General features: G+C 69.0%; 22 protein-coding genes. 9 read left to right on the top strand and 13 right to left on the bottom strand.

Translation table 11 applies throughout. From position 1 onward, the window contains the following. Positions 1-4: 4 nt before the first annotated feature. Genes OD750_RS16755 through OD750_RS16740 form a run of 4 tightly spaced genes read right to left on the bottom strand, consistent with a single transcriptional unit; the run spans position 5 to position 3,649 of the window. Positions 5-787: a DUF4340 domain-containing protein gene (locus OD750_RS16755; RefSeq protein WP_263541836.1), complete on the bottom strand. Its 783-nt coding sequence runs from the start codon at positions 785-787 to the stop codon at positions 5-7. Then, entirely contained in the window at positions 784-2,130 is a 1,347-nt protein-coding gene (locus OD750_RS16750; protein WP_263541835.1) for a GldG family protein, read from the bottom strand. Before OD750_RS16750 ends, OD750_RS16755 begins: the two co-directional genes overlap by 4 nt. Then, positions 2,130-2,888 carry an ABC transporter permease gene (locus OD750_RS16745; protein ID WP_263541834.1) on the bottom strand — a complete coding sequence of 253 codons (759 nt, stop codon included), beginning with the start codon at positions 2,886-2,888 and terminating at the stop codon, positions 2,130-2,132. The genes OD750_RS16750 and OD750_RS16745 overlap by 1 nt, the downstream gene beginning before the upstream one ends. After that, positions 2,885-3,649, bottom strand: coding sequence for an ABC transporter ATP-binding protein (locus tag OD750_RS16740; protein ID WP_263541833.1), 765 nt, complete (start codon positions 3,647-3,649; stop codon positions 2,885-2,887). The genes OD750_RS16745 and OD750_RS16740 overlap by 4 nt, the downstream gene beginning before the upstream one ends. 189 nt (positions 3,650-3,838) lie before the next feature. On the opposite strand from OD750_RS16740, the gene OD750_RS16735 reads away from it, so the two are divergent. Further along, positions 3,839-5,035, top strand: a complete 1,197-nt coding sequence (locus tag OD750_RS16735) for a DesA family fatty acid desaturase (RefSeq protein ID WP_263541832.1) — start codon at positions 3,839-3,841, stop codon at positions 5,033-5,035. A 278-nt stretch (positions 5,036-5,313) separates the two neighbouring features. After that, complete coding sequence (locus OD750_RS16730; protein WP_263541831.1) at positions 5,314-5,676, top strand: hypothetical protein; 363 nt, start codon at positions 5,314-5,316, stop codon at positions 5,674-5,676. Between the two features lie 99 nt (positions 5,677-5,775). Here OD750_RS16730 and rpmG read toward each other — a convergent pair whose 3' ends face one another. Both rpmG and rpmB read right to left on the bottom strand, forming a co-directional pair. Continuing rightward, positions 5,776-5,940 (bottom strand): 50S ribosomal protein L33, encoded by a 165-nt coding sequence (gene rpmG / locus OD750_RS16725; protein WP_018972500.1) that lies wholly within the window; start codon positions 5,938-5,940, stop codon positions 5,776-5,778. A 13-nt stretch (positions 5,941-5,953) separates the two neighbouring features. After that, positions 5,954-6,190, bottom strand: a complete 237-nt coding sequence (gene rpmB, locus OD750_RS16720) for a 50S ribosomal protein L28 (protein WP_263541830.1) — start codon at positions 6,188-6,190, stop codon at positions 5,954-5,956. A 323-nt stretch (positions 6,191-6,513) separates the two neighbouring features. On the opposite strand from rpmB, the gene secB reads away from it, so the two are divergent. Both secB and OD750_RS16710 read left to right on the top strand, forming a co-directional pair. Then, a complete protein-coding gene (gene secB / locus OD750_RS16715; protein ID WP_263541829.1) occupies positions 6,514-7,002 on the top strand; it encodes a protein-export chaperone SecB in 489 nt (162 codons plus the stop codon). Between the two features lie 7 nt (positions 7,003-7,009). Then, positions 7,010-8,026 (top strand): NAD(P)H-dependent glycerol-3-phosphate dehydrogenase, encoded by a 1,017-nt coding sequence (locus OD750_RS16710; RefSeq protein WP_263541828.1) that lies wholly within the window; start codon positions 7,010-7,012, stop codon positions 8,024-8,026. A 92-nt stretch (positions 8,027-8,118) separates the two neighbouring features. Here the strand turns inward: OD750_RS16710 and OD750_RS16705 are convergent, their stop codons facing one another. From OD750_RS16705 to OD750_RS16690, 4 genes are all read right to left on the bottom strand, one after another. After that, the gene (locus OD750_RS16705; RefSeq protein ID WP_263541827.1) at positions 8,119-8,664 is read right to left on the bottom strand and encodes a hypothetical protein; all 546 of its coding nucleotides are present in this window, start codon (positions 8,662-8,664) and stop codon (positions 8,119-8,121) included. Positions 8,665-8,832: 168 nt separating this feature from the next. After that, entirely contained in the window at positions 8,833-9,297 is a 465-nt protein-coding gene (trmL, locus tag OD750_RS16700; protein ID WP_263541826.1) for a tRNA (uridine(34)/cytosine(34)/5-carboxymethylaminomethyluridine(34)-2'-O)-methyltransferase TrmL, read from the bottom strand. Between the two features lie 47 nt (positions 9,298-9,344). Beyond that, on the bottom strand, positions 9,345-10,499 hold the full coding sequence (locus OD750_RS16695) for a hypothetical protein (RefSeq protein WP_263541825.1): 1,155 nt from the start codon (positions 10,497-10,499) through the stop codon (positions 9,345-9,347). Positions 10,500-10,576: 77 nt separating this feature from the next. Beyond that, a complete protein-coding gene (locus tag OD750_RS16690; protein ID WP_263541824.1) occupies positions 10,577-10,936 on the bottom strand; it encodes a hypothetical protein in 360 nt (119 codons plus the stop codon). A gap of 180 nt (positions 10,937-11,116) precedes the next feature. Here OD750_RS16690 and OD750_RS16685 point away from each other — a divergent pair, with 180 nt between their 5' ends. Continuing rightward, positions 11,117-11,620, top strand: coding sequence for a cytochrome C (locus tag OD750_RS16685; protein WP_263541823.1), 504 nt, complete (start codon positions 11,117-11,119; stop codon positions 11,618-11,620). Here the strand turns inward: OD750_RS16685 and OD750_RS16680 are convergent. Both OD750_RS16680 and OD750_RS16675 read right to left on the bottom strand, forming a co-directional pair. After that, complete coding sequence (locus tag OD750_RS16680) at positions 11,614-12,369, bottom strand: hypothetical protein (RefSeq protein WP_263541822.1); 756 nt, start codon at positions 12,367-12,369, stop codon at positions 11,614-11,616. The genes OD750_RS16685 and OD750_RS16680 overlap by 7 nt on opposite strands. After that, positions 12,363-13,061: an SDR family oxidoreductase gene (locus tag OD750_RS16675; RefSeq protein ID WP_263541821.1), complete on the bottom strand. Its 699-nt coding sequence runs from the start codon at positions 13,059-13,061 to the stop codon at positions 12,363-12,365. The genes OD750_RS16680 and OD750_RS16675 overlap by 7 nt, the downstream gene beginning before the upstream one ends. A gap of 160 nt (positions 13,062-13,221) precedes the next feature. Between OD750_RS16675 and OD750_RS16670 the strand changes: the two genes are divergently transcribed. From OD750_RS16670 to OD750_RS16660, 3 genes are read left to right on the top strand one after another with little or no spacing between them, the layout of a single operon-like run. Further along, positions 13,222-15,978: a M16 family metallopeptidase gene (locus OD750_RS16670; RefSeq protein ID WP_263541820.1), complete on the top strand. Its 2,757-nt coding sequence runs from the start codon at positions 13,222-13,224 to the stop codon at positions 15,976-15,978. 49 nt (positions 15,979-16,027) lie between these two features. Beyond that, positions 16,028-16,423, top strand: a complete 396-nt coding sequence (locus OD750_RS16665; protein WP_263541819.1) for a DUF4156 domain-containing protein — start codon at positions 16,028-16,030, stop codon at positions 16,421-16,423. A 37-nt stretch (positions 16,424-16,460) separates the two neighbouring features. Further along, on the top strand, positions 16,461-16,862 hold the full coding sequence (locus tag OD750_RS16660; protein ID WP_263541818.1) for a VOC family protein: 402 nt from the start codon (positions 16,461-16,463) through the stop codon (positions 16,860-16,862). Positions 16,863-16,895: 33 nt separating this feature from the next. On the opposite strand, the gene OD750_RS16655 is transcribed toward OD750_RS16660, so the two are convergent. Further along, entirely contained in the window at positions 16,896-18,968 is a 2,073-nt protein-coding gene (locus OD750_RS16655; protein WP_263541817.1) for a hypothetical protein, read from the bottom strand. A gap of 97 nt (positions 18,969-19,065) precedes the next feature. Between OD750_RS16655 and OD750_RS16650 the strand changes: the two genes are divergently transcribed. Then, complete coding sequence (locus OD750_RS16650; RefSeq protein WP_263541816.1) at positions 19,066-21,084, top strand: GGDEF domain-containing protein; 2,019 nt, start codon at positions 19,066-19,068, stop codon at positions 21,082-21,084. Positions 21,085-21,101 lie beyond the last annotated feature (17 nt).

Here is a 21,101-nt window from a genome sequence, read left to right as displayed (position 1 = left end):
GCACCTACGGCGGCGGCAGCAGGTGCTGCACCTGCGCTTCTTCGAGCGGATACGCCAGCGGCAGGTCGTCGCGCAGCGCAACGTAGCGGCCGTCGCCGCGCACGAGCGTAAAGCGCAGCGTCGAGCCGTCCTTCGCGGCGAGTTCGATCCGGCGCCGGATTTCGCCTTCGGCGACGATCGTGTTCGACGCGACGACCTGGCTCGTCGTCACGATGCGCCAGGCGGCGGCGAGCGCCGGCCGCTCGTCGCCGTCGACGCGCACGGTCGCAAGATCGAAATCGGGCGGCGCGAGTCGCCGGTCGAGCTCGCTCTCCGGCGGCGCGAGCAGCCACGCGCTGTAGTTGTCGTGCACCAGCGCGATGTCGCCGCCGTGCCGCACGTAGCGCAGGCCGTTGATCGCGTCGGTCGTGCCGACGTCGATGCGCAGGTCGTCGATGTGGATCGACGCGACCGGCGGATCGAGGCCGAGCTTCTTCGCGTCGGCGTCGGCCGCCGCGCGGCGCTTGCGCATCGGCGCCGACGCGATCGCGAGGAGGCGCGCCACGGCTTCGTCGCTCGCCGCGAACGCGTACGGCTCGCGCATGCGCCAGCCCGCGGGCGTGCGCTCGAATGTGCGGCCGCGGCAGGTGCGGCATTCCACGACGATGCGCGCGGCGGCGCTCGTATCGACCGTCGTCAGCGGGCGCGGCTGCGCCCATTCTTCGCGCAGGAGTTCGGCGTATGCCGCGGCGCCGAGCAGCGCGACGAGCAGCACGAGCATCAGCCGGGTGCGCGTGCGCCGCTTCATCGCCGCCGCCGGATCCACCAGATCGTGCCGCCGAGGCCGACGAGCAGCGCCGGCAAACCGACCAGAAAACCGAGGCCGATCGCGCCGAGCGCGCCTTGCGACAGCGCGATTTCGCGGTCCGGCGCGCCGCGGTCGGGCACCTCGATCAGGGCATCGTCGGCGAGCAGCCAGTTGAACAGGCGCTGCCCGAATTCGCGATTGCCGCCGTTGCCGAGAAAGCTGTTCGACAGAAAATCGCCGTCGCCGATCACTGCGGCGCGTTGTTCGCGCCGGTCCGGCCGAGGCGACAGGCGCGACAGCGCGAAGCCGAGGTCGAGCGGGCCGCGCAGTTCGTCGGTGTTTTCGTCGTAGCGGATCGTCGTCGGTTCGCCGCTTTTCGGAATGGCGCCCGACTCGCTCCAGCTCTGCGCGCCGCTGCGCAGGATCGGTTTGACATCCCAGCGCGCGGCGCCGAGCTGCGCGAGCGCGGCGGCCTGCGGCAGCAGCGTCGTGAGCTGAAAACCGCGCGTGATCGCATGCGGCGGATACGTGCTCATGGCGACGAAGCTCGGATCGCCGATGCCGATCGCCGCGCCCGCGCCGTCGACGACGGTGCCGGGCAGCGCGCGCACCGACAGCACGTTCGCGAGCGCCTCGAGGCCCGCGTTTTCGCCGGGTTCGGTCAGCCACAGCAGCGCACCGCCGCCGTCGATCCAGTCGACGAGCGCCGCGACGACGCCGGCGTCGAGCGCGACGCGCGGATTGGCGATGACGACGAGGTCGGTGTTGTCGGGTACCGCGGCGCCGGTGCCGAGCACGAGCGGCACCGCACGCACGCCCTGTTCGGCCAGGAGCTTGCCGAACTGGCCGACGTCGGCGTTCGCGTCGCCGTCGGGCTTGCGCTCGCCGGCGCCGGCGAGGAAGGCGACGACGTGCGTGCGTCCGCGCGACAGGCGCAGCAGCGCGTTCGAGAATTCGCGCTCGCTCAGAAACTTCAGGCGTTCGCTGCGGCCGCCGTACGAAATCTCCAGTTCGCCGTCGACGCGCACGCCGCGCTCGCGCATCGCGGCGGGGTCGGCCTCGGGGTCGACGAAGCGCAATGCGATGTCCGGCTTCTCGGCCCGGTAGCGCGCGACGAAATTGGCGATCACCTCGCGCAGATTGCCGCTACGGCTCGCGTACGAGACGACGTCGACGGGGCCGGTCAGCGCGTGCAGCAGGTCGCGGCTTTGCGGCGCGAGCGACGCGCGCTGCGCGGCGCTGACGTCGACGCGAAACGCGTAGCGCGTCGACAGGAAGGCCGCCAGCGCCGCGGCGATCACGACGCCGATCGCGAATGCGAAGCTGCCCAGGCGCGCGCGCATCAGTCGGCGCTCCGCAGCGCGTCGAGCCGGTTCGCCGCGAGCGCGAGCGCGACGGCGCCGAGGATGACGAAATACGCGATGTCGACGCTCGCCACGATGCCGCGGAACGGCGGTTCGATGTGGCTCGTGACGGCGAGCCAGTTGATCGCGCCGTTCGACACGCCCTGCAGCCGCGCGCCGGCGTCCACCAGCGTCAGGAACAGGTTGATCGCGATCGCGACGGCGGCGGCGAGCGCGGGCTGCGCGGTCCACGCCGACGCCATCACGCCGATCGCGGCCAGGAGGCCCGCTTGGAGCACGAGGCCGAGCAGCGCGGCGCCGACGCGGCCGAGATCGAGCGCGGTGCCGGCGACGAGCGAGAGAGGCATCAGCGCGACGAGCGCGGTCAGCAGCACGAGCCACGCCATCACGCCGAGCCATTTGCCGAACACGATCGCGCCGTTGCCGACGCCGGCAGCGAGCAGCAGCGTCAGCGAATGCTGGCGGCGCTCGCCGGCGATCGTGCGCATCGAAAGGAGCGGCACGAGAAACAACAGCAGGTTCGCGTACGCGCTGAACATCGACGCGGCCACGATATCGGTCGCGCCGGCACCGTCGGGCGCCGCGGCGAGCTTCGGTGCGAGCTGCAGGAACCGGTCGAGCGCGATCAGGAATTGATAGGCGAGCAGCGCGACGGCCGCGGCCATGAGCCCCCACGACCACGGCTGCACGATGAGCCGGCGCACCTCGTGGCGGGCGATGACGAGGCTTGCGCTCATGCGTGCGGCTCCGCCGGCAGCGCGACGTCGCTTGCGATGCGCAGGAACAGCTGCTCGAGCCGCGCCGTCTCGCCGGGCTGCACGATCATGGCATGACGCAGTTCGCCGCGGTGCAGGATCGCGATGCGGTCGCAGCCGGCTTCGGCTTCGGCCAAAAGATGCGTCGACAGCAGTACCGCGTGGTTCGCCCGTAGACTCCGCACGAGTTCGCGCATGCGGATGGCCTGCACCGGGTCGAGGCCCGACGCCGGTTCGTCGAGCACGATCAACGGCGGCGCATGCAGCAGCGCCTGCGCGATGCCGACGCGCTGCTGATAGCCCTTCGACAGCTGGCCGATCAGGCGCCGGCGCACGTCGCCGAGGTCGCAGCGCTCGATTTCGCGCGCCACGGCCGTGGTCGCTTCGGCGTTCGCGAGGCCGCGCAGGCGGGCGCAGAAGCGCAGGTATTCGGCGACGGTCAGCTCCGGATGCAGCGGCGCGCGTTCCGGCAGGTAGCCGATGCGCCGGCGTGCGATCGACGGATCGTCGTAGAGATCGTCGCCGTCGATGCGCACGCTACCCGACGTCGGCGCCAGCACGCCGGCGATCATGCGCAAGGTGGTCGATTTGCCGGCACCGTTCACGCCGAGCAGGCCCAGCACTTCGCCGCGCGCGAGCGCGAGGTTGACGCCGCGGACGACCTCCCGACCGGCGAGGCGGCGCGACAGGTCGGTCAGTTGCAGGAGCGGCGCGGCGTCGGCGATGTCGTCGGGGGCGGTCACAGGGGCCGGATTGTTGCCGTTACGGCGTTGCGGCGGCAAGCCGGCGTGCCGTGCGGCATCCGTCTTGCATTCCACAACTGCGCGTCGGAGATTTAACATTTCCGAACGCATACTTGTACTTGCGCGTCATAGTCCCAACATCGCGGCTCGCGTATAGTGCGCTTCTGCCTTTCTCGGTGGTTTACTCCAATGTTCGATGTCGTGGCCGATTTTCTGACCGGCGGCCTGCTGCAGGCCGGTTGGGCGACCCATGTGGTCTATTTCCTCATCGTCACCCAGCTGACGATCTTCTCCGTGACGCTGTATCTGCATCGCAGCCAGGCGCACCGCGGCGTCGACTTCCATCCGGTTCTGGCACATTTCTTCCGTTTCTGGTCGTGGGCGTCCACCGCGATGGTCACGAAGGAATGGGTCGCCATCCACCGCAAGCATCATGCGAAGTGCGAAACCGAGGAAGATCCGCACAGCCCGCAGATCTACGGCATCAAGAAGGTGCTGCTCGACGGCGTCGACCTGTACCGCAAGGCGCGCCGCGACGACGACGCGATGGAAAAGTACGGCCACGGCACGCCGGACGACTGGCTCGAGCGCAACGTCTATTCGCGCTTTCCGGAGCTCGGCCCGACGTTCATGCTGCTCTTGAACTTCTCGCTGTTCGGCCTGTGGGGTGTCGTGATCTGGGCGAGCCAGATGATCTGGATTCCGTTCTGGGCCGCCGGCGTCGTCAACGGTCTGGGCCACTGGTGGGGCTATCGCAACTTCGAAAGCAACGACACCTCGACGAACCTCACGCCGTGGGGCTTCGTCATCGGCGGCGAAGAACTCCACAACAATCACCACGCGTTCCCGAGCTCGTCGAAGTTCGCGCTGCGCAAGTGGGAGTTCGACATCGGCTGGGCCGCGATCCGTCTGTTCCAGGCGGTCGGCATGGCCAAGGTGCTGCGCGTCGCGCCGTCGCTCGACGTGCGGCCGGCGGTGCACCTGCCGGACGGCGAAACGATCAAGGCCGTGATCGCGCACAAGTTTCAGGTCATGACCGACTACTTCCGCGTCGTCATCGCGCCGACGCTGCACGAAGAGGCGATGCGCGCCGGCAACAATCTCAAGGACCTGCCGGGCCGTCTGCGCCGCGCGCTGTCGAGCGGCGGCCGCTGGCTCGATCACGAGGGCCGCGAGCGCCTGACGCAGTGGGTGAGCGCCCGCCCGGTCATGGCCACGGTCATGGAATACCGCAACCGTCTGCATGAACTCACGGAAACCCGCAACGGCGAGGCGATGCTCGAAGGCCTCAAGCAGTGGTGCCGCGAAGCCGAGGAATCGGGCATTCGCGCGCTCGGCGAGTTCGCCTCGCGCCTGAAGGGCTACCAGCTCGCGCACGCGCGCTGATTCGCGCCGCGTCGCACGTGAATCGAACGCCCGCGCAAGCGGGCGTTTTTTTTGGGCGCGACCTCGGCCGTTGAAAACCTCGGTTCGCGGCCAACGCCCGCGCGCGCGTCACGGCCCGGGCGCCCCGCCTCGTCCGAGTTGAATAGTGGACAAATAAAGAGAAGAATGCGCCGCGGGGGCGATAGCCGGAAACGGCCCGTTGCGCTTAGTATCGCGTCGCCGTCGGGGTGTGCAGCATTCCGCTGCGCGGACGGCGGGGTGTCTACAGGGGACAAACCATGATCAAGCAACTCGGCGTCGCCGCGCTCGTCGCGGCGGCCGGTCTCGTCACGCTTCCGGCCTCGGCCGCGGGCGACTCGAAAGTCGTGCTCAAGAACCTCTCGCACTGGGCGATCCACGAGCTGTACTTCTCGCCGACCGAAGAGCGCGAGTGGGGCGAGGACCAGCTCGGCAAGCACACGATCGGCACCGGCGAAACGTTCACGCTGACCGGCGTGCCGTGCGACTCCTACGACGTGCGCGTCGTCGACGAAGACGGCGACGAGTGCATCGTCGAGAACGTCGCGCTGTGCGCCGACAAGGAAAAGTGGGTCATCGACGACGACGATCTGCTCGCCTGCCAGAACAAGACGGCCGAGTGATCGCGATCGCCGGGGCGAAACCCGGCGATCGGGCAACAAAAAACCCGCCGTTTCCGGCGGGTTTTTCGTGGAATCCGAAAGACCGGCAGCGCGAGGCGCTTACTTGATCTTCGCTTCCTTGTAGGCCACGTGCTTGCGGACGACGGGATCGTACTTCTTGATCTCCATCTTGTCCGGGGTGGTCTTCTTGTTCTTGTCGGTGGTGTAGAAATGACCGGTGCCGGCGGAGGACACCAGACGAATCTTGTCGCGCTTGGATGCCATGGTTCAATCCTCCTCAGATCTTCTCGCCGCGCGCACGCAGCTCGGCGACGACGACCTCGATACCTTTCTTGTCGATGGTACGCAGGGCGTGGTTGGAAAGGCGCAGCTTGATCCAGCGGCTCTCGCTCGGCACCCAGAAGCGGCGCTCGTGCAGATTCGGCAGCCAGCGGCGGCGGGTCTTGTTGTTGGCGTGCGAGACGTTGTTGCCGCTCATCGCACCTTTGCCGGTGACTTGGCATTTACGGGCCATACGTACCTCGTAGGTTTCTTGGGCCGCCCTTGGCCAGGGCGGTATCGGCCCAGCGGCATCGTCGATGCCACGCGGTGCTGGCAGGCGCTTGCGTCGGTTCGAAAACCGCGGGGGAGGCCGTACCGTGTGCCGGAATCCCTGTCCCGTCGATGACGGGCGCCGCAGAGCGAGCCGCGCTTTATAACAGGCTTGCACGCGCGGGGCAAGCCGGACCGGCCTTCCCGACGGACCGAAACCCGTCCGGAGGCGTTGGCTGGTTGTCGCGCAGTTATGTGATACTCGCTCTTCTTCGTTCGACCAATTCTATCCGGAGCACCCTCCCAATGACCGACAATCAGGCCAACGGCCAGGCGTCCGCGCAGGCGCAGCTTTCCGTCCAGAAGATCTACATCAAGGATTCTTCGTTCGAAGCGCCGGGCGCGCCGCACATCTTCCAGGACAACGGCCAGCCGCAGATCCAGCTGTCGCTCGGCCAGGGCGTCACGACGCTCGGCCAGGACGTGTACGAGCTCGTCCTGACGGTCACCGTCACGTGCAAGATCGGCGAGAAGACCGCCTATCTCGCCGAAGTGCAGCAGGCCGGCATCTTCGGCGTCGCCGGCTTCGACGACGCGGGCCGCGACGGCGTGCTCGGCAGCTACTGCCCGAACGTGCTGTTCCCGTACGCGCGCCAGGCGATTTCCGACATGGTCCAGAACGGCGGCTTCCCGCCCTTCTTCCTGCAGCCGATCAACTTCGACGCGCTGTACGCCGAAGCGCTGCGCCGCCGCACCGAAGGCGGCGACGCCGAAACGCCGGCGCTGAACGCCTGAGCGTCGAATGACCGCGCAGGCGCGGGTAGCGGTACTCGGCGCGGGTTCCTGGGGCACGGCGCTCGCCGCCCTGCTCGCGCGGCACGGCGCCCTCACCACGTTGTGGGGGCGCGACGCCGCGGCGATGCGGGCGATGGCGCAGACGCGCCGCAACCGGCGCTATCTGCCCGATAGCGAGCTGCCGGCGGAACTCGCCTACAGCAGCGATCTCGCCGCCTGCGTGCGCGACGCCGACTGGCTGCTCGTCGTCACGCCGAGCCACGCGTTCGGCGAGCTCATCGACGCGATCGCCGCGTGCGGCGGTCGCTACGACGGCATCGCCTGGGCGACCAAGGGCTTCGAGCCCGGCACCGGACGCTTTCTGCACGAACGGGTCGAAGAGACGCTGCCCGGCAAGGCCGGTGCGGTCGTCACCGGACCTTCGTTCGCGCGCGAAGTCGTCGACGGCCTGCCGACCGCGGTGACGGTGCATTCCGAATCGCCGTGGTTCGCGCAGCGCGTCGCCGACTCGCTGCACGGCCCGGCCTTCCGCGCGTACACCGGCACCGACGTGCTCGGCGCCGAACTCGGCGGCGCGATGAAGAACGTGCTGGCGGTCGCCACCGGTGTCGCCGACGGCATGAATCTCGGCCTGAACGCGCGCGCCGGCCTCATCACGCGCGGCCTCAACGAAATGCTGCGCCTGGGCGTCGCGCTCGGCGCGCGCGCCGAAACGCTGATGGGCCTCGCCGGCCTCGGCGATCTCGTGCTGACGTGCACGGGCGACCTGTCGCGCAACCGCCGCCTGGGCCTCGCGCTCGGCCGCGGCGTTTCGCTGCGCCAGGCCGTCGCCGACATCGGCCAGGTCGTCGAAAGCGTGCAGACGGTAGACGAGGTGATGCGCCTGGCCGACCGGCACGGCGTCGAGCTGCCGATCGCGCGTCACGTGCAGCGCGTGCTGCACGAAGAAATCACGCCGACCGAAGGCCTGCGGCTGTTGCTCGCGCGCGAGCAGAAACCCGAGTACCCCGAGCATTTTCCGTAGCGCGATGCGGCACGCCGCGGTCGCTGCAAAGAAGCAAAGAAAAAGCCCGGCATTGCCGGGCTTTTCGTTGACGCGTCGGACCGGCTCGCCGATCAGAAGCTCAGGCGCGGGCCGACGAGAATCGTGCGGTCGTTGTTGCCGACCGCCGCTTCCGCGTTGATGCCGAACGTCGGCGTGAACTTGTACTGGCCGGACACGCCGAGCGCGCGGTTCGCCTCGGTGTGGTCGAGCTTCTGGTACGCGACGAACGCCGCGCCTTCGAAATTCTGCGCGAGCGCCGAGCGCACGCCGACGCGCGCCGAAGCGCCGTCGTTGTCGAACGTCGTTTCCTTGTTGTACGCGAGTTCGGCGAAGAGATCGGTCTTGTCGGCGATCGGCACGTGATAGCCGAAACCGAGGTACCACGCCTTGGTGTCGGGGAACGGCGCGTCCTGGTTGATCTTGGTCCAGCCGGCGATCAGGTTGAAGTTTTCGTTGATCGCGCCGCTGCCGCGCAGCGCGTAGCCGTCGACGTTGTCGAAGTCGTCCGGGTTCACGTGCACGTAGTCGGCCTCGAGGTACGAGTAGCTGAGGTCCGCCGCGTGCGAGGCGAAGGGCAGCGCCATGAGCGCGGCGAGGGCGAGTGCGGAACGTTTCATTTTTTACTTCCTTTACTTCTACAGTGACGGGTGGGGTGGCCCGCGGCTGCAGAAACTAGTAGCGATCGCCGACGCTGCCAAGTGTCGGCGGCCGTCGGGTTCATTGGAAATTCAGGCCTGTGTTCAGCGCAGGCTCATGCATGCGGCACGAAGCAGGGCGGCGCTCGTTCAGGCGGCGCCGTCGAATCCGCGCTGGCGCCATGCCTCGAATACGACGACGGCGACGGCGTTGGAAAGATTCAGGCTGCGATTGTTCGGCAGCATCGGCAGGCGCAGACAGTGCTCGCGCGGCAGCGCATCGAGCATCGCCTGCGGGAGCCCGCGCGACTCCGACCCGAACACCACGGCGTCGTCGTTGCCGAACGCAACGTCGGTCGGCCGTTTCGTGCCGCGCGTGGACAGCGCGAACACGCGCGCCGGGCCGACGTTGGCCAGGAACCCCGCGTAGTCGTCGTGCACGGTCAGCGACGCGTACTCGTGGTAGTCGAGTCCGGCGCGGCGCAGGCGCGTGTCGTCGATGTCGAAACCGAGCGGCCGGATCAGGTGCAGGCGCGCGCCGGTGTTCGCGCACAGGCGAATCACGTTGCCGGTGTTCGGCGGAATTTCGGGCTGGTGCAGGACGACATGGAGCATCGGCGAACTATCGCATCGACGCGACGGTTCGCCAATGCGCCCATGCCCTACGCGATGCGCGCGGCCGGCAGCGCAGGCCGCAGATCGAGCAGGTCCGGCAGCATGTCGCGCGGAATGCGCGCCTGCGCCGCCAGTTCGACCGCCCGGCGATACGGCGGCGAGGACATGATCGCCTGCGCGCCGATGCCCTTGTCGCCGAGCGCCGCGCCGTTCTGCGCGAGAAAGTGCCGGATCGACGCCTCCGCGGCGTCGCGCGTCAGCCAGTTCGCGACGTTCAGCAGATACTGTTCGACGTGATACCACGCCGGCGTCATGCGCGGCATTTCGGTGTTCTCGTCGGTCATGTGGTGGAACGTCGAGTCGACCACGACGCGGCCCGTGCCCGAAACGGGGTCGTGGCACGCGACCGCGCCGTAGATGCGCGGCTTGCCGACGGGCTTCGCGTCGTAGCCGGTCGCCGCGCTCCAGGCGACGACGGTCGGCGGCACCGATTCGAACGCGCCGTGCAGATCTTCGTCCGCGACCGCTTCGCGGCATGCGCCTTCGTGCGCGTGATCGGGCAGCCAGCGGATCGTGGCCGGCGGCCATCCGCCGCCGGCCGGTATCTGCATCAGCGGGTGCGGCTTGTTGTCGACGAGCGTCGGCCACACGGGCTTGATCGCCTCGTCCTCGTCGAGCGGATGCACTTCGCGCAGGTTCGGCGGCGGGGCGCCGCCACCCTGTCGCTCGATCCTGCCGCGCCGATACGGCCACGGCGACGCCACGCACGTATCGATGCGATCGAGCCCGCCTTCCGACGGCGGCGAAGACCAGGTGCGCATCTTGCCGACGCGCGCGATCGATTCGCACAGCGTCGCGCCGACGTCGTCGTGATCGCCGGTCGCGAACACGCCGCCGCCGCGCGCCATGAACGCGTGGATGCTCGCGCGGTGCGCGTCGGCCAGACGCTTGCCGATCAGGTCGGCGCCGGCGCGCTGGCCGGTGCCGATCAGCCACAGTTGCGCGTACTTGCCTTGCGCGAGATCGTCGAATGCGGCATCGAGCTGCGCGTTCGCGTCGTCGTAGCGAACGGCGTCGACGTCGTAGCGAAAGCCGAAGCCCGACCAGCCGCGCAGGACCGATTGCAGACGATCGAGGCGGTATCTCGGCGTCGCGAGCGCAACGACGCCTTCCAGCAGCATGAGTATGCCGACGGTGTCCATGGTTCCCCCTGGTTTGTACGATGTCCGGAGCTTTCAACCGGATGCGCGGCTGGCGCGTTCGAGGTGTTGCCGGCTTGCTACGGGCGCAACGGACCGCCGTTCCACTGCCCGCCGCTGTCTTCGGTGCCGCCGCCCTTGCGCAGCACGGTGCCGCTGATCGTGCGATAGAGCATGCTCGGACTGCCGACCGTCTCGACCATCGCGGTGACGAGGTAGCGGTAGCCGCCGACGACGCCTTCGCCGTTGAGCGCCTTGCCGTCTTCGGTGACGCTCGCGTTGATCGTGATCGGCGTCGCGGCCTCGCTGTCGAAGAACGACACGGTCGCCGCGTCGGGCTCCTGCGCCGGGACGACGCCGAAGTATTCGCCCGTGACGATCGCGCCGTTGATCAGATCGATGCTGCCGGTGACGGGCCAGTTGCCGAGGATATCGGACATGGTTGCTTCTCCCTGTTTGATTTCGCATCGCAATGTCGATGCGTCAAACGTCTGATTCGAGCAGGACGTTCCTCTCAGTGCCCGACCGAAAAAATTTGCGCGACGCGATGACAGCGATTGGCACCGGTTGTCGTCTTCAGTGACAACAGCCGCGAAGTGCGGCGTCAATCGGAGCGTGTCATGCGGTCGTGTCGGATGTGGATGCTGGTCATGGGCCTGTCGTTCGGCGGCGGCGCGTTCGCTGCGGATACGCCGGCGAACGATGCCGCGCGAGGCCGCTATCTCGCGACGATCGGCGGCTGCCACGACTGCCATACGCCGGGATATGCGCTGAACGGCGGCAAGGCGCCGGAGGCCGTCTGGCTCACCGGCGACGCGCTCGGCTGGAGCGGCGCCTGGGGCACCACGTATCCGACGAACCTGCGCCTGCGCGTGGCCGACATGGACGAGAAGACGTGGCTCGCGTTCGCGCGCACGCTCAGGACGCGACCGCCGATGCCGTACTGGGTGCTCAACGAAATGAGCGACGACGATTTGAGCGCAATTTGGAAAATGTTGAAAACGCTAGGCAAGGGCGGAGCGCCCGCGCCGGCCGCGTTGCCGCCCGGCGTCGAGGCGAAGGGGCCGGTCGTGCGCTTTCCCGCACCGCCGCCGTCGGCACCCGTCGCGAGCGCGGCTCACTGACGCAGGTCGCAGCGGCCCGTCAGCGGCTCGGCCAACGCGGCGTCGATCTCGCTCGCGGCGACGTCGCGCCGCACGCGGTCGGCGGGAAACGCGATGCGCACGTCGAGGTTGTCGCCGTCGGCGTCGCGTATCGGCGTCAGACCCGTGTAATGGCGCAACTGCCGCGTCGCGGTGTCGTAGGTCACGTCCATGCTCGGCGCGAGAAAGCCGTACCACGCCGAGAGCGTCAGTCGAAAACGCGTTTCGCCGCGCGCCGCGTCCTGGCCGAGCAGTCGCACGCGAAACGGCAGGAAGCGCTGTTCGCTCGGCACGAGAAACGGAATCGTCGGCAGCGCGCCGCCGACGAGCGCGTCCCAGTGCTCGCGCAGATAGCGGTCGAAGCCGGCGTCGACGACGCCGTCGGCCGGCTCCGCGACGCGCGTCGCCGCGCGTTTGCCGCGCCATTCGACGAACACCTCGCGCCCGGCGCCCGCGCGCGTCGCGCCTTCGCGGTACGGCAGCCGTGCGTCGACGAGTTCGAAGTCGGGCGCGGTCGGCGACGCCGTGGCGTTCACGCGCTTGCGCGCGAACGCGGCGCCGTCGGCGCAGCGATACACGACGAGCCGCGTCGCGCCGCCGTCGTAGAGATAGTGCTGCTCGCGATACAGCAGCACGTCGCCGCGGCGTGCGTAGGCCAGCCCTTCGTAGGCCGACGCGGCGCCGTCCGGCGCCGCCGCCAGCGCCGCGGCGAGCCACGCCGCGGCTACCACGGCAGGTCGTTGCCGTCGGCGCCGATGAAGCGGCCGGCGTCGGCCGGCGTCAGCGCGAGGATGCGTGCGAGCAGCGCGGCGACCGAGTCGACGATCGGCAGCGTCGCGTTCGCGCCGCCCATGTCGGTCTGCACCCAGCCCGGATGAAAGCACGCGACGATCGCGCCGTGCGCGGCGAGCTCGGCGGCCATCAGGCGCGTGGCCATGTTCAGCGCGGCCTTGCTCATCGCGTAGCTCGCGGTGCGGAACGCCTGCGTGTTGGCGATCGATCCGATCTGGCTGGAAATATTGACGATGCGCGCTTGTTGCGATTGCAGCAAAAGCCCGGACAGCGCCTGCGTCAGGAGCAGCGGGCCGCTGGCGTTCGCGGCGAAGCTGTCGGCGAGCGATTTCGCCGCGACGTTGCCGAACCGCTCGCCCGACACGAGGACGCCGGCGTTGTTGATCAGAAGGTCGGCGCGCTCGGTGACCATCGCCGCTTCGCGCGCGAAGCCCGCGACCGAGCGTTCGCTGGCGACGTCGAGCGGGAGCACGTGCAGGCGGCCCGGGTGCGCGCCGGCGTAGCCGGTGAGTTTCAGCGCCTGACCCGGCTTGCGGCAGCCGGCGATGACCCGCCAGTCGCGCGCGAGCAACTGATGCACGAATTCCAGGCCGAGACCGCGATTCGCGCCGGTGACGATGGCAAGGCTCATGGCACCTCCCGTGTCGTGTATCCGAGTCTAGCGGAACTTTTCCACCGCGAGCCCGGTCCTGCGCGGAACTGTACAAGACGTGCATTTCGACGCATTGCGCGACGCGGGCGGCAGGGCTAGCCTGCCGGACCTGTCGCTTGCCTTTTCCCCTGGAGCCCGCATGAAGAAGATCCTCGCCGTCGCGCTCGCGGCGGCCCTCGCGTGCGGCGGCGCCGTCGCCGCGCCGCCCGTGCCGTCGCCGTCCGCCGCCGCGGTCGATATCGCGTTCGAGCGTTTCGTACTGCCCAACGGCCTGACCGTCGTCGTGCACGAAGACCGCAAGGCGCCGGTCGTTGCGGTGTCGATCTGGTACCACGTCGGCTCGAAGGACGAAAAAGTCGGCAAGACCGGTTTCGCGCACCTGTTCGAACACCTGATGTTCCAGGCGTCCGAAAACCATCGCGACGAATTCTTCCGTCCGTTCGAACTCGTCGGTGCGACCGACCAGAACGGTACGACCTGGCTCGACCGCACGAACTACTACGAAACCGTGCCGACGACCGCGCTCGACATGACGCTGTGGATGGAATCGGACCGCATGGGGCATCTGCTCGGCGCGATCGACCAGAAGGTGCTCGACGAGCAGCGCGGCGTGGTGCAGAACGAAAAACGCCAGGGCGAGAACCAGCCTTACGGCAAGGTCGACGAACTGCGGCAGCGTGCGAGCTTCCCGGAAGGCCATCCGTATCGCTGGGACACGATCGGCTCGATGGAGGATCTCAACGCCGCGAGTCTCGACGACGTCAAGCAGTGGTTCCGCGACTACTACGGCGCGGCCAACACCACGATCGTGCTCGCCGGCGACATCGACGCGAAGACCGCGCGCGAAAAAGTACAGAAGTATTTCGGCGACATCGATGCCGGCCCGCCGATCGCCCGGCGCAAGGCGTGGGTCGCCCCGCGCAGCGAGCCGACGCGCGAAACGATGCTCGACCGCGTCGCGCAGACGCGCATCTACAAGAGCTGGAACGTGCCGCAGCGCGGCACCGCCGACCTCACGTACCTGCAGCTCGCCGCGGCGGTGCTCGGCGGCGGCAAGACGTCGCGGCTGTACCAGCGCCTCGTCTACGCGGACCAGATCGCCGACTCGGTCGACGTCGACATCGAACCGTTCGAACTGGCGAGCCTGTTCGGGGTGCAGGTCGACGTGAAAGCCGGCGTCGACCCGGCGAAAGTCGAAGCCGTGATTGCCGAGGAGTGGCAGCGCTTTCTCGACAAGGGTCCGACCGAAGAAGAAATCCGGCGCGTGAAGCTCGCCTCGCAGGCGGGCTTCGTACGCGGCGTGGAAAAGGTCGGCGGCTCCGGCAAGGCCACCGTACTGGCCGAAGGCCAGGTGTATCTCGACGATCCGGGCGCGTTCCGCAAGAGCCTTGCGCGCCTGGACGCCGCGACGCCGGCCGACGTGCAGAACGCGGCACGCAGCTGGATCGCCAAGGGCGACTACACGCTGCGCGTCGATCCGTATCCGCCGTATACGACGACCAAAAGCGACGTCGATCGCGCCAAGGGCGTGCCGGCCGTCGACACGTTTCCGAACCTGACCTTTCCGGCGCTCGAACGCGGCAAGCTCAAGAACGGCATCGAGGTCGTGCTCGCGCGCCGCGCGAGCGTGCCGGTGGTCAAGCTCGCGATGGAATTCGCCGGCGGCTACGCGGCCGATCAGGGGCGCAAGCTCGGCACGTCGAGCTTCGCGATGTCGATGCTCGACGAAGGCACCAAGACGCTCGGGCCGATCGACATCGCCAAGCGCCAGGAAGAGCTCGGCGCCGGCATCGGCGCGTCGTCGTCGCTCGACGCGTCGTCGATCTCGCTCGACGCGCTCAAGTCGCAGCTCAAGCCGTCGCTCGCGCTGTACGCCGATGTCGTGCGCAATCCGGCGTTCGCACCGCGCGAGCTCGAACGTCTGCGCGGCCAGTGGCTCGCCGGCATCGCGCAGGAAAAGACCGCGCCGGTGCCGCTCGCGCTGCGCGTGCTGCCGCCGCTCGTCTACGGCGAAGGCCATCCGTACGCGATTCCGCTGACGGGTTCGGGTACCGAGGAGTCGATCCGCAGCCTGACGGCCGACGATCTCGCCGCCTACCACCGCGACGTCGTGCGGCCCGACAACGCGCGCATCCTCGTCGCCGGCGACACCACGCTTGAGGAAATCACCCGCGAACTCGACGCCGTATTCGGCGACTGGAAGGCGCCGTCGACGCCGCTCGTCAAGCGCGACGTGGCCAACGTCGCGCTGCAGGGCAAGCCGCGCGTTTTCCTGATGGACAAGCCGGGCTCGCAGCAGTCGCTGATCCTGGCCGCCGAAATCGCGCCGTCGTCGAAGGTGCCGAACTATCTGGAAATCGGCACGATGAACTCGGCGTTCGGCGGCGCGTTCACGTCGCGCCTCAACATGAACCTGCGCGAGGACAAGCACTGGTCGTACGGCGCCGGCAGTTTCCTCGGCAGCGCGCAAGGGCCGCGCATGGTCACGCTGTACGCGCCGGTGCAGACCGACAAGACCGCCGAATCGATGCAGGAGATGCTCAAGGAGACGCGCGAACTCGTGACGACGAAGCCGCTCACGCGCGAGGAGATCGACAAGATCCGCGTCGGCGACGTGCGCGAACTGCCGGGCCGCTTCGAGACGATCGGTTCGGTGCTCGGCGCCGTGGCCGACATCGTGCGCTGGGGCCGCCCGGACGACTACGTGCAGACGCTCAAGGGCCGCATCGAAGGCCAGAGCGACGACGCCGTGCGCGCCGCGGCGAAGGAAGTGTTCAAGCCCGACGCGTTCACCTGGGTCGTCGTCGGCGACCTGTCCAAGGTCGAGGCGAAGATCCGCGCGCTGAATCTCGGCGAGGTCAAGGTGATCGACGCGGCCGGCAAGGTCGTGCGTTAAGGATCGCGGGGATAGGCTGGGCGTACTGCCCAGCCTTCCCGGAGCCATCATGAAAACGACAAGAAATATACTTCTGTCCGCCCTGCTCGCCGCGCTCGGCGCCTGCACGTGGGTCAAGCTCGACGAGCCCGGCAAGGCCGTGCACGTCGCCTACGACGGCCGGGTCGACGGCTGTCGCGCGCTCGGCGAGATCGGCGTGTCGGTCAAGGATCGCGTCGGCCCGTACGAGCGCAATTCGCTGAAAGTGAAGGACGAGCTCGAAACGCTCGCGCGCAACGAGGCGGCGTCGATGCAGGCCGATACGATCGCTGCGAAAGGCGAGCCGCACGACGGCGAGCAGCGCTTCGGGGCGTACGCCTGCGGTCGCCGCGCCGCCGCGGCGCCGTCGCGCCAGCAGCCACCGGCGAGCAAGGACGGCGCCGAGACGTATCCCGTCAAGGACTGAGCCGCAGTCTGGAAGTCTCATCGCACGGGGGTGAACGATGAACGCAACGCCCGCTCTCGGACGCATCGCGCAGATCGCGCTATCGGTGCGCGACATGGACCGCGCTGTCGCGTTCTGGCGCGACACCGTGGGCCTGACGTTTCTGTTCCAGGCGCCGAACGTCGCGTTCTTCGACGTCGCGGGCGTGCGCCTGATGCTCGGCGAGTCCGAAACGCCGGGCGTCGATCCGGCCGGCACGGTGATCTACTTCGACGTCGCCGACATCGACGCGAGCTTCGCCGCCCTGCGCTCGCGCGGCGTCGCCGTGCGAGCGCAGGGCGAGCCGCATTTCATCGCGCCGCTGGGCGGCAAGGATCTGTGGATGGCGTTTCTCGCCGACCCGGACGGCAACACGTTCGCGCTGGTGAGCGAAGTGCCGGCCGGCAGCAAGCCGCATTGAACCCGGCCGGCGGCGCCGGCCGGGCTCGCTCGCTCAGTCGGCGCAGGCGTTGATGCCCGCCGGTCGCGTCAGTCGGCTCAGTGCGAACGGGAACGTCGTGCCGGCGTTCGGCCCGCCGCCGGTCAGCGTTGCCGTGCCGGTCGTGCAGCCGAGCTTGAGCGTCAGCGACCACAGGCCGGCCTGCTGCTGCAGCGCGGCCGGATCGTAGGCGTCGCCGAAGCGCGGACCGGTCGGCACGAACAACGGTATGGTCGCGCCCTGCGCGAGGTTGCCGTCGGACACACCGACCGCCCAGCCCGAGAACGGACTCGTCCCCTTCGATCCGTAGAACATCACGAGCGTATGCGTCGCGTCGAGCTGCTCGACGTGGAAGCCCGAACCGAGTTTCGTCTGGTCGGCCCATGAGCCGCTCGTCTGCGCGAGCGCGCCGCCGCCCGCACTCTCGCAGCCGAGGCCGTGCAGCGACGTCAGGCGTTTTATCGGCACGGTCTTGCTGCCCCAGCCGCCCGGACCTTCCCAGCGCAGTTCGCCGTTGTTGCAGTCGCTGAAGCCGAGGTACATGCGACCCCACGGCTGCGACGCTGCGGTCGGCGTGCCGGCGCCCGGGTCGGGCCGGTACTGCACGTTGTCGAACACGATGCCGCCCGGCACGACTTTTCCGCCGCTCACCATCCACGCCTGGCTCGCGGCGTCGCCGGCCGGTGCAAACGTGAAGAAATATACGGCCGCGGCGTTGTCCGGCAGGATTTCGAGCGCGATGCCTTCGCCGTTGCGCGACGGATCGGACCAGTTGCCGTTCCAGCGTGCGTCGATCGCGGGCGGATCGGTGCGCGGCGGAACGCGCGAATCCATCGTCGGCGGCACGTACGATGCGTCGTAGCGGCACGCGTCGTCGCCCGGCGCGGAGAGACACGCCTGCTGCAACGCCGCGACGTCGGGCTTGGCGCCGCCGTCCTTCCATGCGCGCAAGAGCTCCCACGCCGCGAGGCCTTCGCGCGTGCCGAAACCGCAATGGCTCGGCTCGGCCTCGTTGACCACCGCGCTGACGAGCTGGTTGGCCGCCACGCGCTGGCGCAGCACCGACTGGTGCGCGGGAATCACGAGCTGGTCGCCGCTCGTGTGTACCGACATCACCTTGATCGCGCTGCCGATGTCGCCGTTGAAATCCGACAGCCACTTGAACTGCACCGCGGCGGCCGGCTGCGGCGTCACGCGCAGCACGTTCGCATCGATGTCGGCGTCGGCGTAGACCGCGCCGACGTTGCCGAACGGATTGCGCCCGCTCATCTTGTCCGGCGCGCGCAGCACGTCGCTCAGTACGAAAGTGGAATAAGCGATATTGGTCAGGAGAAACCGGTCGTTCGTGATGTGCGTCAGCGCCGACAGGCGCGCAAGGCGCTCGCGCATCCCGTTGGTGCGCAGGTTTTCCGGCAGGCTCACGCCGGTGCATACCGTGACGCTCAGGAGCGCCCGCAGAACGTCCGAATCGGTTTCGAGATTGTCGAGGTCGTCCGGGATGTCGTTGAGGTTGTACGCCCACGGATACGGTTCGGCGCCGCGGCGCAGGCGGCCGTTGTCGACGTTCGTGCAAACGCGGTCGTATGCCACGCGCAGGTCGAAGCCTGAATCCCACGCGCGCGAACCGGCCACCGGCGGACACAGCGCGAGCACGCCTTTGACGTGCGGCCGGATGTCGGGCTGCTCGGCGAGCTTGAGCGCGATCAGGCCGCCCATCGAACCGCCGAACGGAACGATTTCGCCGGGCGTGCCGACCTGCTGCTTGAAGATTTCCAGAAGTTCGCGGTTTTCGTCGATCGCGCGAAACAGCGCCCAGCCGCGCTGGCTGAAGCCCGACGCGGCGATCGCGTAGCCTTCCTGCAGTGCGATGTCGCGCAGCGGGCCGAGACCCGGATCGTCGTCGACGGCGGAAAAATCGAGGCCGTGCTGATACAGCACGAGCGGTCCGCCGGCCTGCCAGTCGTCCGGCACGGCGATGCGGTAATACGCGCCCGACGCGCCCTGGCCGTTGAACTCACGCACCGCCCACGCCGGCAGCGCAGGCAACAGGGCAAGCAGCATGCCTGCCGCACGCATCCACAGGTTCATTCCTCGTTCTCCTCAGCGTGTCCCTGACGCGGGAGCGTATTACGTAGTGACTGAACCGTGCCGGGCATACAATCGACGTCCAGGGGGCAGTCTGCGCGTGAAGGGTTCTGTCGCAGCGAGCACTACGGTACTGCTGGCGCGACCGCCGCGAGGTCAGGGAGCGCTGCTGCTGTTGCTGTGCTCGGTGTTCGCGCCGACGCCGGCGTTCGCGCGGCGTCCGCCGGAGCTGGCCATGCTGCCGCCGACGGTGTCCGCGCCGCTGGCCGACTCGGCCGGCTTCGCGCTGCGCGCGGCCGGCCGGTCCGCCGCCGCGAGCCGGGCCTGGCAGGCCTGCGCGGAGCTTGCCGCGCTCGACGATCGCTTCGAATTGCGCCTGCGCTGTCTCGGCAATGCCGGTGCCGCGGCCGCGCTCGCCGGGCAGCCGATGCTCGCGGCGCAGCTGCAGCGCACGCGTCGCGACCTCGCGCTTGGCGTCGCGCCGCGCGACGAGATCGACGCCAGGCTCGCGCTCGCCCAGCTCGTACGCCGCGGCGGCGATCTGCCGGCGGCCGAAGCCGCGTATCGCGACACGATCGCACTGGCACGGCGCTACGGCGATCGCCTGGGCCAGGCGCAGGCGTGGTCGGGCCTCGCGCTCGTGCGCAAGAACCTCGGCGACTACTACGAGGCGCTCGAGGCCGAAACCGCCGCGCTCGCGCTGCGCGGCGCGCTCGGCGAAAACGCGAAGCTGCATAGTTCCTATATCAATCTTGCGGCATTGTACGAACAGCTCGAGGACCTCGATCGCGCGCGCGACTACCAGGCGCGCGGGCTTGCCGCGTCGACCGGCTCGGCCGATCCGCTCGACCGCGCGTCGGCGCAGGTGTCGATGGCCGGCCTGCTCAACGACAGCGGCGCCGCGTACGCGCCGACCGCGTATACGCTGGCGCAGGACGCGTACGAGCGGCAACGCCGGCTCGGCAACCGGCCCGGGATGCTCGACGCGCGCTTTCACCAGGGCCGTGCGCTGCTCTTGCTCGGCCGCATCGACGAGGCGCAGCGTGTGCTCGAACCGCTGCTCGACGAAGCCGATCGCCTCGGCCAGCGCGCGAGCAAGGCGCATGTGCAGTTCCGTCTCGCCGAAGTCGCGGCGGCGCGCGGCGATACGCGTGCCGCGATCGACCTTGCGCAGCGCTCGCTCGCCGCCTACGTCGCGATCGACAATCCGCATCGCCAGGCCAAGGCGCACGGCCTGCTGCAGGCGCTCTACGCGGCGGCCGGCGACCCGCAGGCGGCGCTGCGGCACGAAGCGCAGCGGCTGCGACTGCGCGAACGGCTGCTCGGGGTCCACGTTACGCGGCGCGTCGGCGCGCTGTTCGAAGAGTTCCGCGCGCAGCGCGACGCCGACCGCATACGCCTGCTCGAAAGCGAACGGGAAATCGTCCGGGCGCGGCGCGACCGCGACCGCTACCAGCGCGGCATCTGGGCGCTCGTCGCCACGAGCCTGGGCGCGATGCTGGCGCTCGTCGCGTGGCGGTATCGGCGCAGCCTCGTGCGCAACCGCTTTCTGGCCGAACGCGAGCGCCGCGGCGAGAACGAGCGCAAACGCCTCGCCGAAGCGAACGCGCAGCTCTACGCGAGCGCGACGACCGACCCCCTGACCGGCATCGCGAACCGCTCGCGCGGGCTGGAGCGGCTGCGCCAGGTGCTGGCGCTCGCGCGCGACACCGACCTCGTCGCGATCGGCCTCGTCGACGTCGATCACTTCAAGCGCATCAACGACACCTGGGGCCATCAGGCCGGCGACTCCGTGCTCTGCGCGGTCGCCGACACGCTCGAGCGCACGCTCGCCGACGCCGTCGTCGTCGCGCGCATCGGCGGCGAGGAGTTTCTGGTCGTGCTCGACGGCAAACCGGCGCGCGACGCCGCGCGCCGGTTCGAGACGGCGCGTGCGGCGATGGCCGACATCGCGCCGGAAACCGACATCCGCATCACCGTCAGCATCGGCTGGTGCGTGCATTGCGGCCCGGCCGTTCCGGTCGACCTGCTGCTGGCCGCGGCGGACGCTGCCATGTACCGCGCCAAGGCGATGGGGCGCGACCGGGTCGAGGGCTGCGCGCGGCCGGTCGAGATCTGACCGCAGGGGTGCCCTGG

The sequence above is a fragment of the Tahibacter soli genome, from assembly GCF_025717065.2.
Lineage (GTDB): Bacteria > Pseudomonadota > Gammaproteobacteria > Xanthomonadales > Rhodanobacteraceae > Tahibacter > Tahibacter soli.
Note: the sequence above shows the minus strand (reverse complement) of the source record. Positions and strands in the feature narration are given on the sequence as shown.

Excerpts from the sequence above, each read along its gene's own strand:
- OD750_RS16705 (WP_263541827.1), bottom strand. The coding sequence starts at position 8,664 with ATGAAACGTTCCGCACTCGCCCTCGCCGCGCTCATGGCGCTGCCCTTC.
- OD750_RS16685 (WP_263541823.1), top strand. The coding sequence starts at position 11,117 with ATGCGGTCGTGTCGGATGTGGATGCTGGTCATGGGCCTGTCGTTCGGC.
- OD750_RS16755 (WP_263541836.1), bottom strand. The coding sequence starts at position 787 with ATGAAGCGGCGCACGCGCACCCGGCTGATGCTCGTGCTGCTCGTCGCG.
- rpmB (WP_263541830.1), bottom strand. The coding sequence starts at position 6,190 with ATGGCCCGTAAATGCCAAGTCACCGGCAAAGGTGCGATGAGCGGCAAC.
- OD750_RS16745 (WP_263541834.1), bottom strand. The coding sequence starts at position 2,888 with ATGAGCGCAAGCCTCGTCATCGCCCGCCACGAGGTGCGCCGGCTCATC.
- OD750_RS16670 (WP_263541820.1), top strand. The coding sequence starts at position 13,222 with ATGAAGAAGATCCTCGCCGTCGCGCTCGCGGCGGCCCTCGCGTGCGGC.
- trmL (WP_263541826.1), bottom strand. The coding sequence starts at position 9,297 with ATGCTCCATGTCGTCCTGCACCAGCCCGAAATTCCGCCGAACACCGGC.
- OD750_RS16660 (WP_263541818.1), top strand. The coding sequence starts at position 16,461 with ATGAACGCAACGCCCGCTCTCGGACGCATCGCGCAGATCGCGCTATCG.
- OD750_RS16735 (WP_263541832.1), top strand. The coding sequence starts at position 3,839 with ATGTTCGATGTCGTGGCCGATTTTCTGACCGGCGGCCTGCTGCAGGCC.
- OD750_RS16730 (WP_263541831.1), top strand. The coding sequence starts at position 5,314 with ATGATCAAGCAACTCGGCGTCGCCGCGCTCGTCGCGGCGGCCGGTCTC.
- OD750_RS16665 (WP_263541819.1), top strand. The coding sequence starts at position 16,028 with ATGAAAACGACAAGAAATATACTTCTGTCCGCCCTGCTCGCCGCGCTC.
- OD750_RS16695 (WP_263541825.1), bottom strand. The coding sequence starts at position 10,499 with ATGGACACCGTCGGCATACTCATGCTGCTGGAAGGCGTCGTTGCGCTC.
- secB (WP_263541829.1), top strand. The coding sequence starts at position 6,514 with ATGACCGACAATCAGGCCAACGGCCAGGCGTCCGCGCAGGCGCAGCTT.
- OD750_RS16690 (WP_263541824.1), bottom strand. The coding sequence starts at position 10,936 with ATGTCCGATATCCTCGGCAACTGGCCCGTCACCGGCAGCATCGATCTG.
- OD750_RS16750 (WP_263541835.1), bottom strand. The coding sequence starts at position 2,130 with ATGCGCGCGCGCCTGGGCAGCTTCGCATTCGCGATCGGCGTCGTGATC.
- rpmG (WP_018972500.1), bottom strand. The coding sequence starts at position 5,940 with ATGGCATCCAAGCGCGACAAGATTCGTCTGGTGTCCTCCGCCGGCACC.
- OD750_RS16710 (WP_263541828.1), top strand. The coding sequence starts at position 7,010 with ATGACCGCGCAGGCGCGGGTAGCGGTACTCGGCGCGGGTTCCTGGGGC.
- OD750_RS16675 (WP_263541821.1), bottom strand. The coding sequence starts at position 13,061 with ATGAGCCTTGCCATCGTCACCGGCGCGAATCGCGGTCTCGGCCTGGAA.
- OD750_RS16655 (WP_263541817.1), bottom strand. The coding sequence starts at position 18,968 with ATGAACCTGTGGATGCGTGCGGCAGGCATGCTGCTTGCCCTGTTGCCT.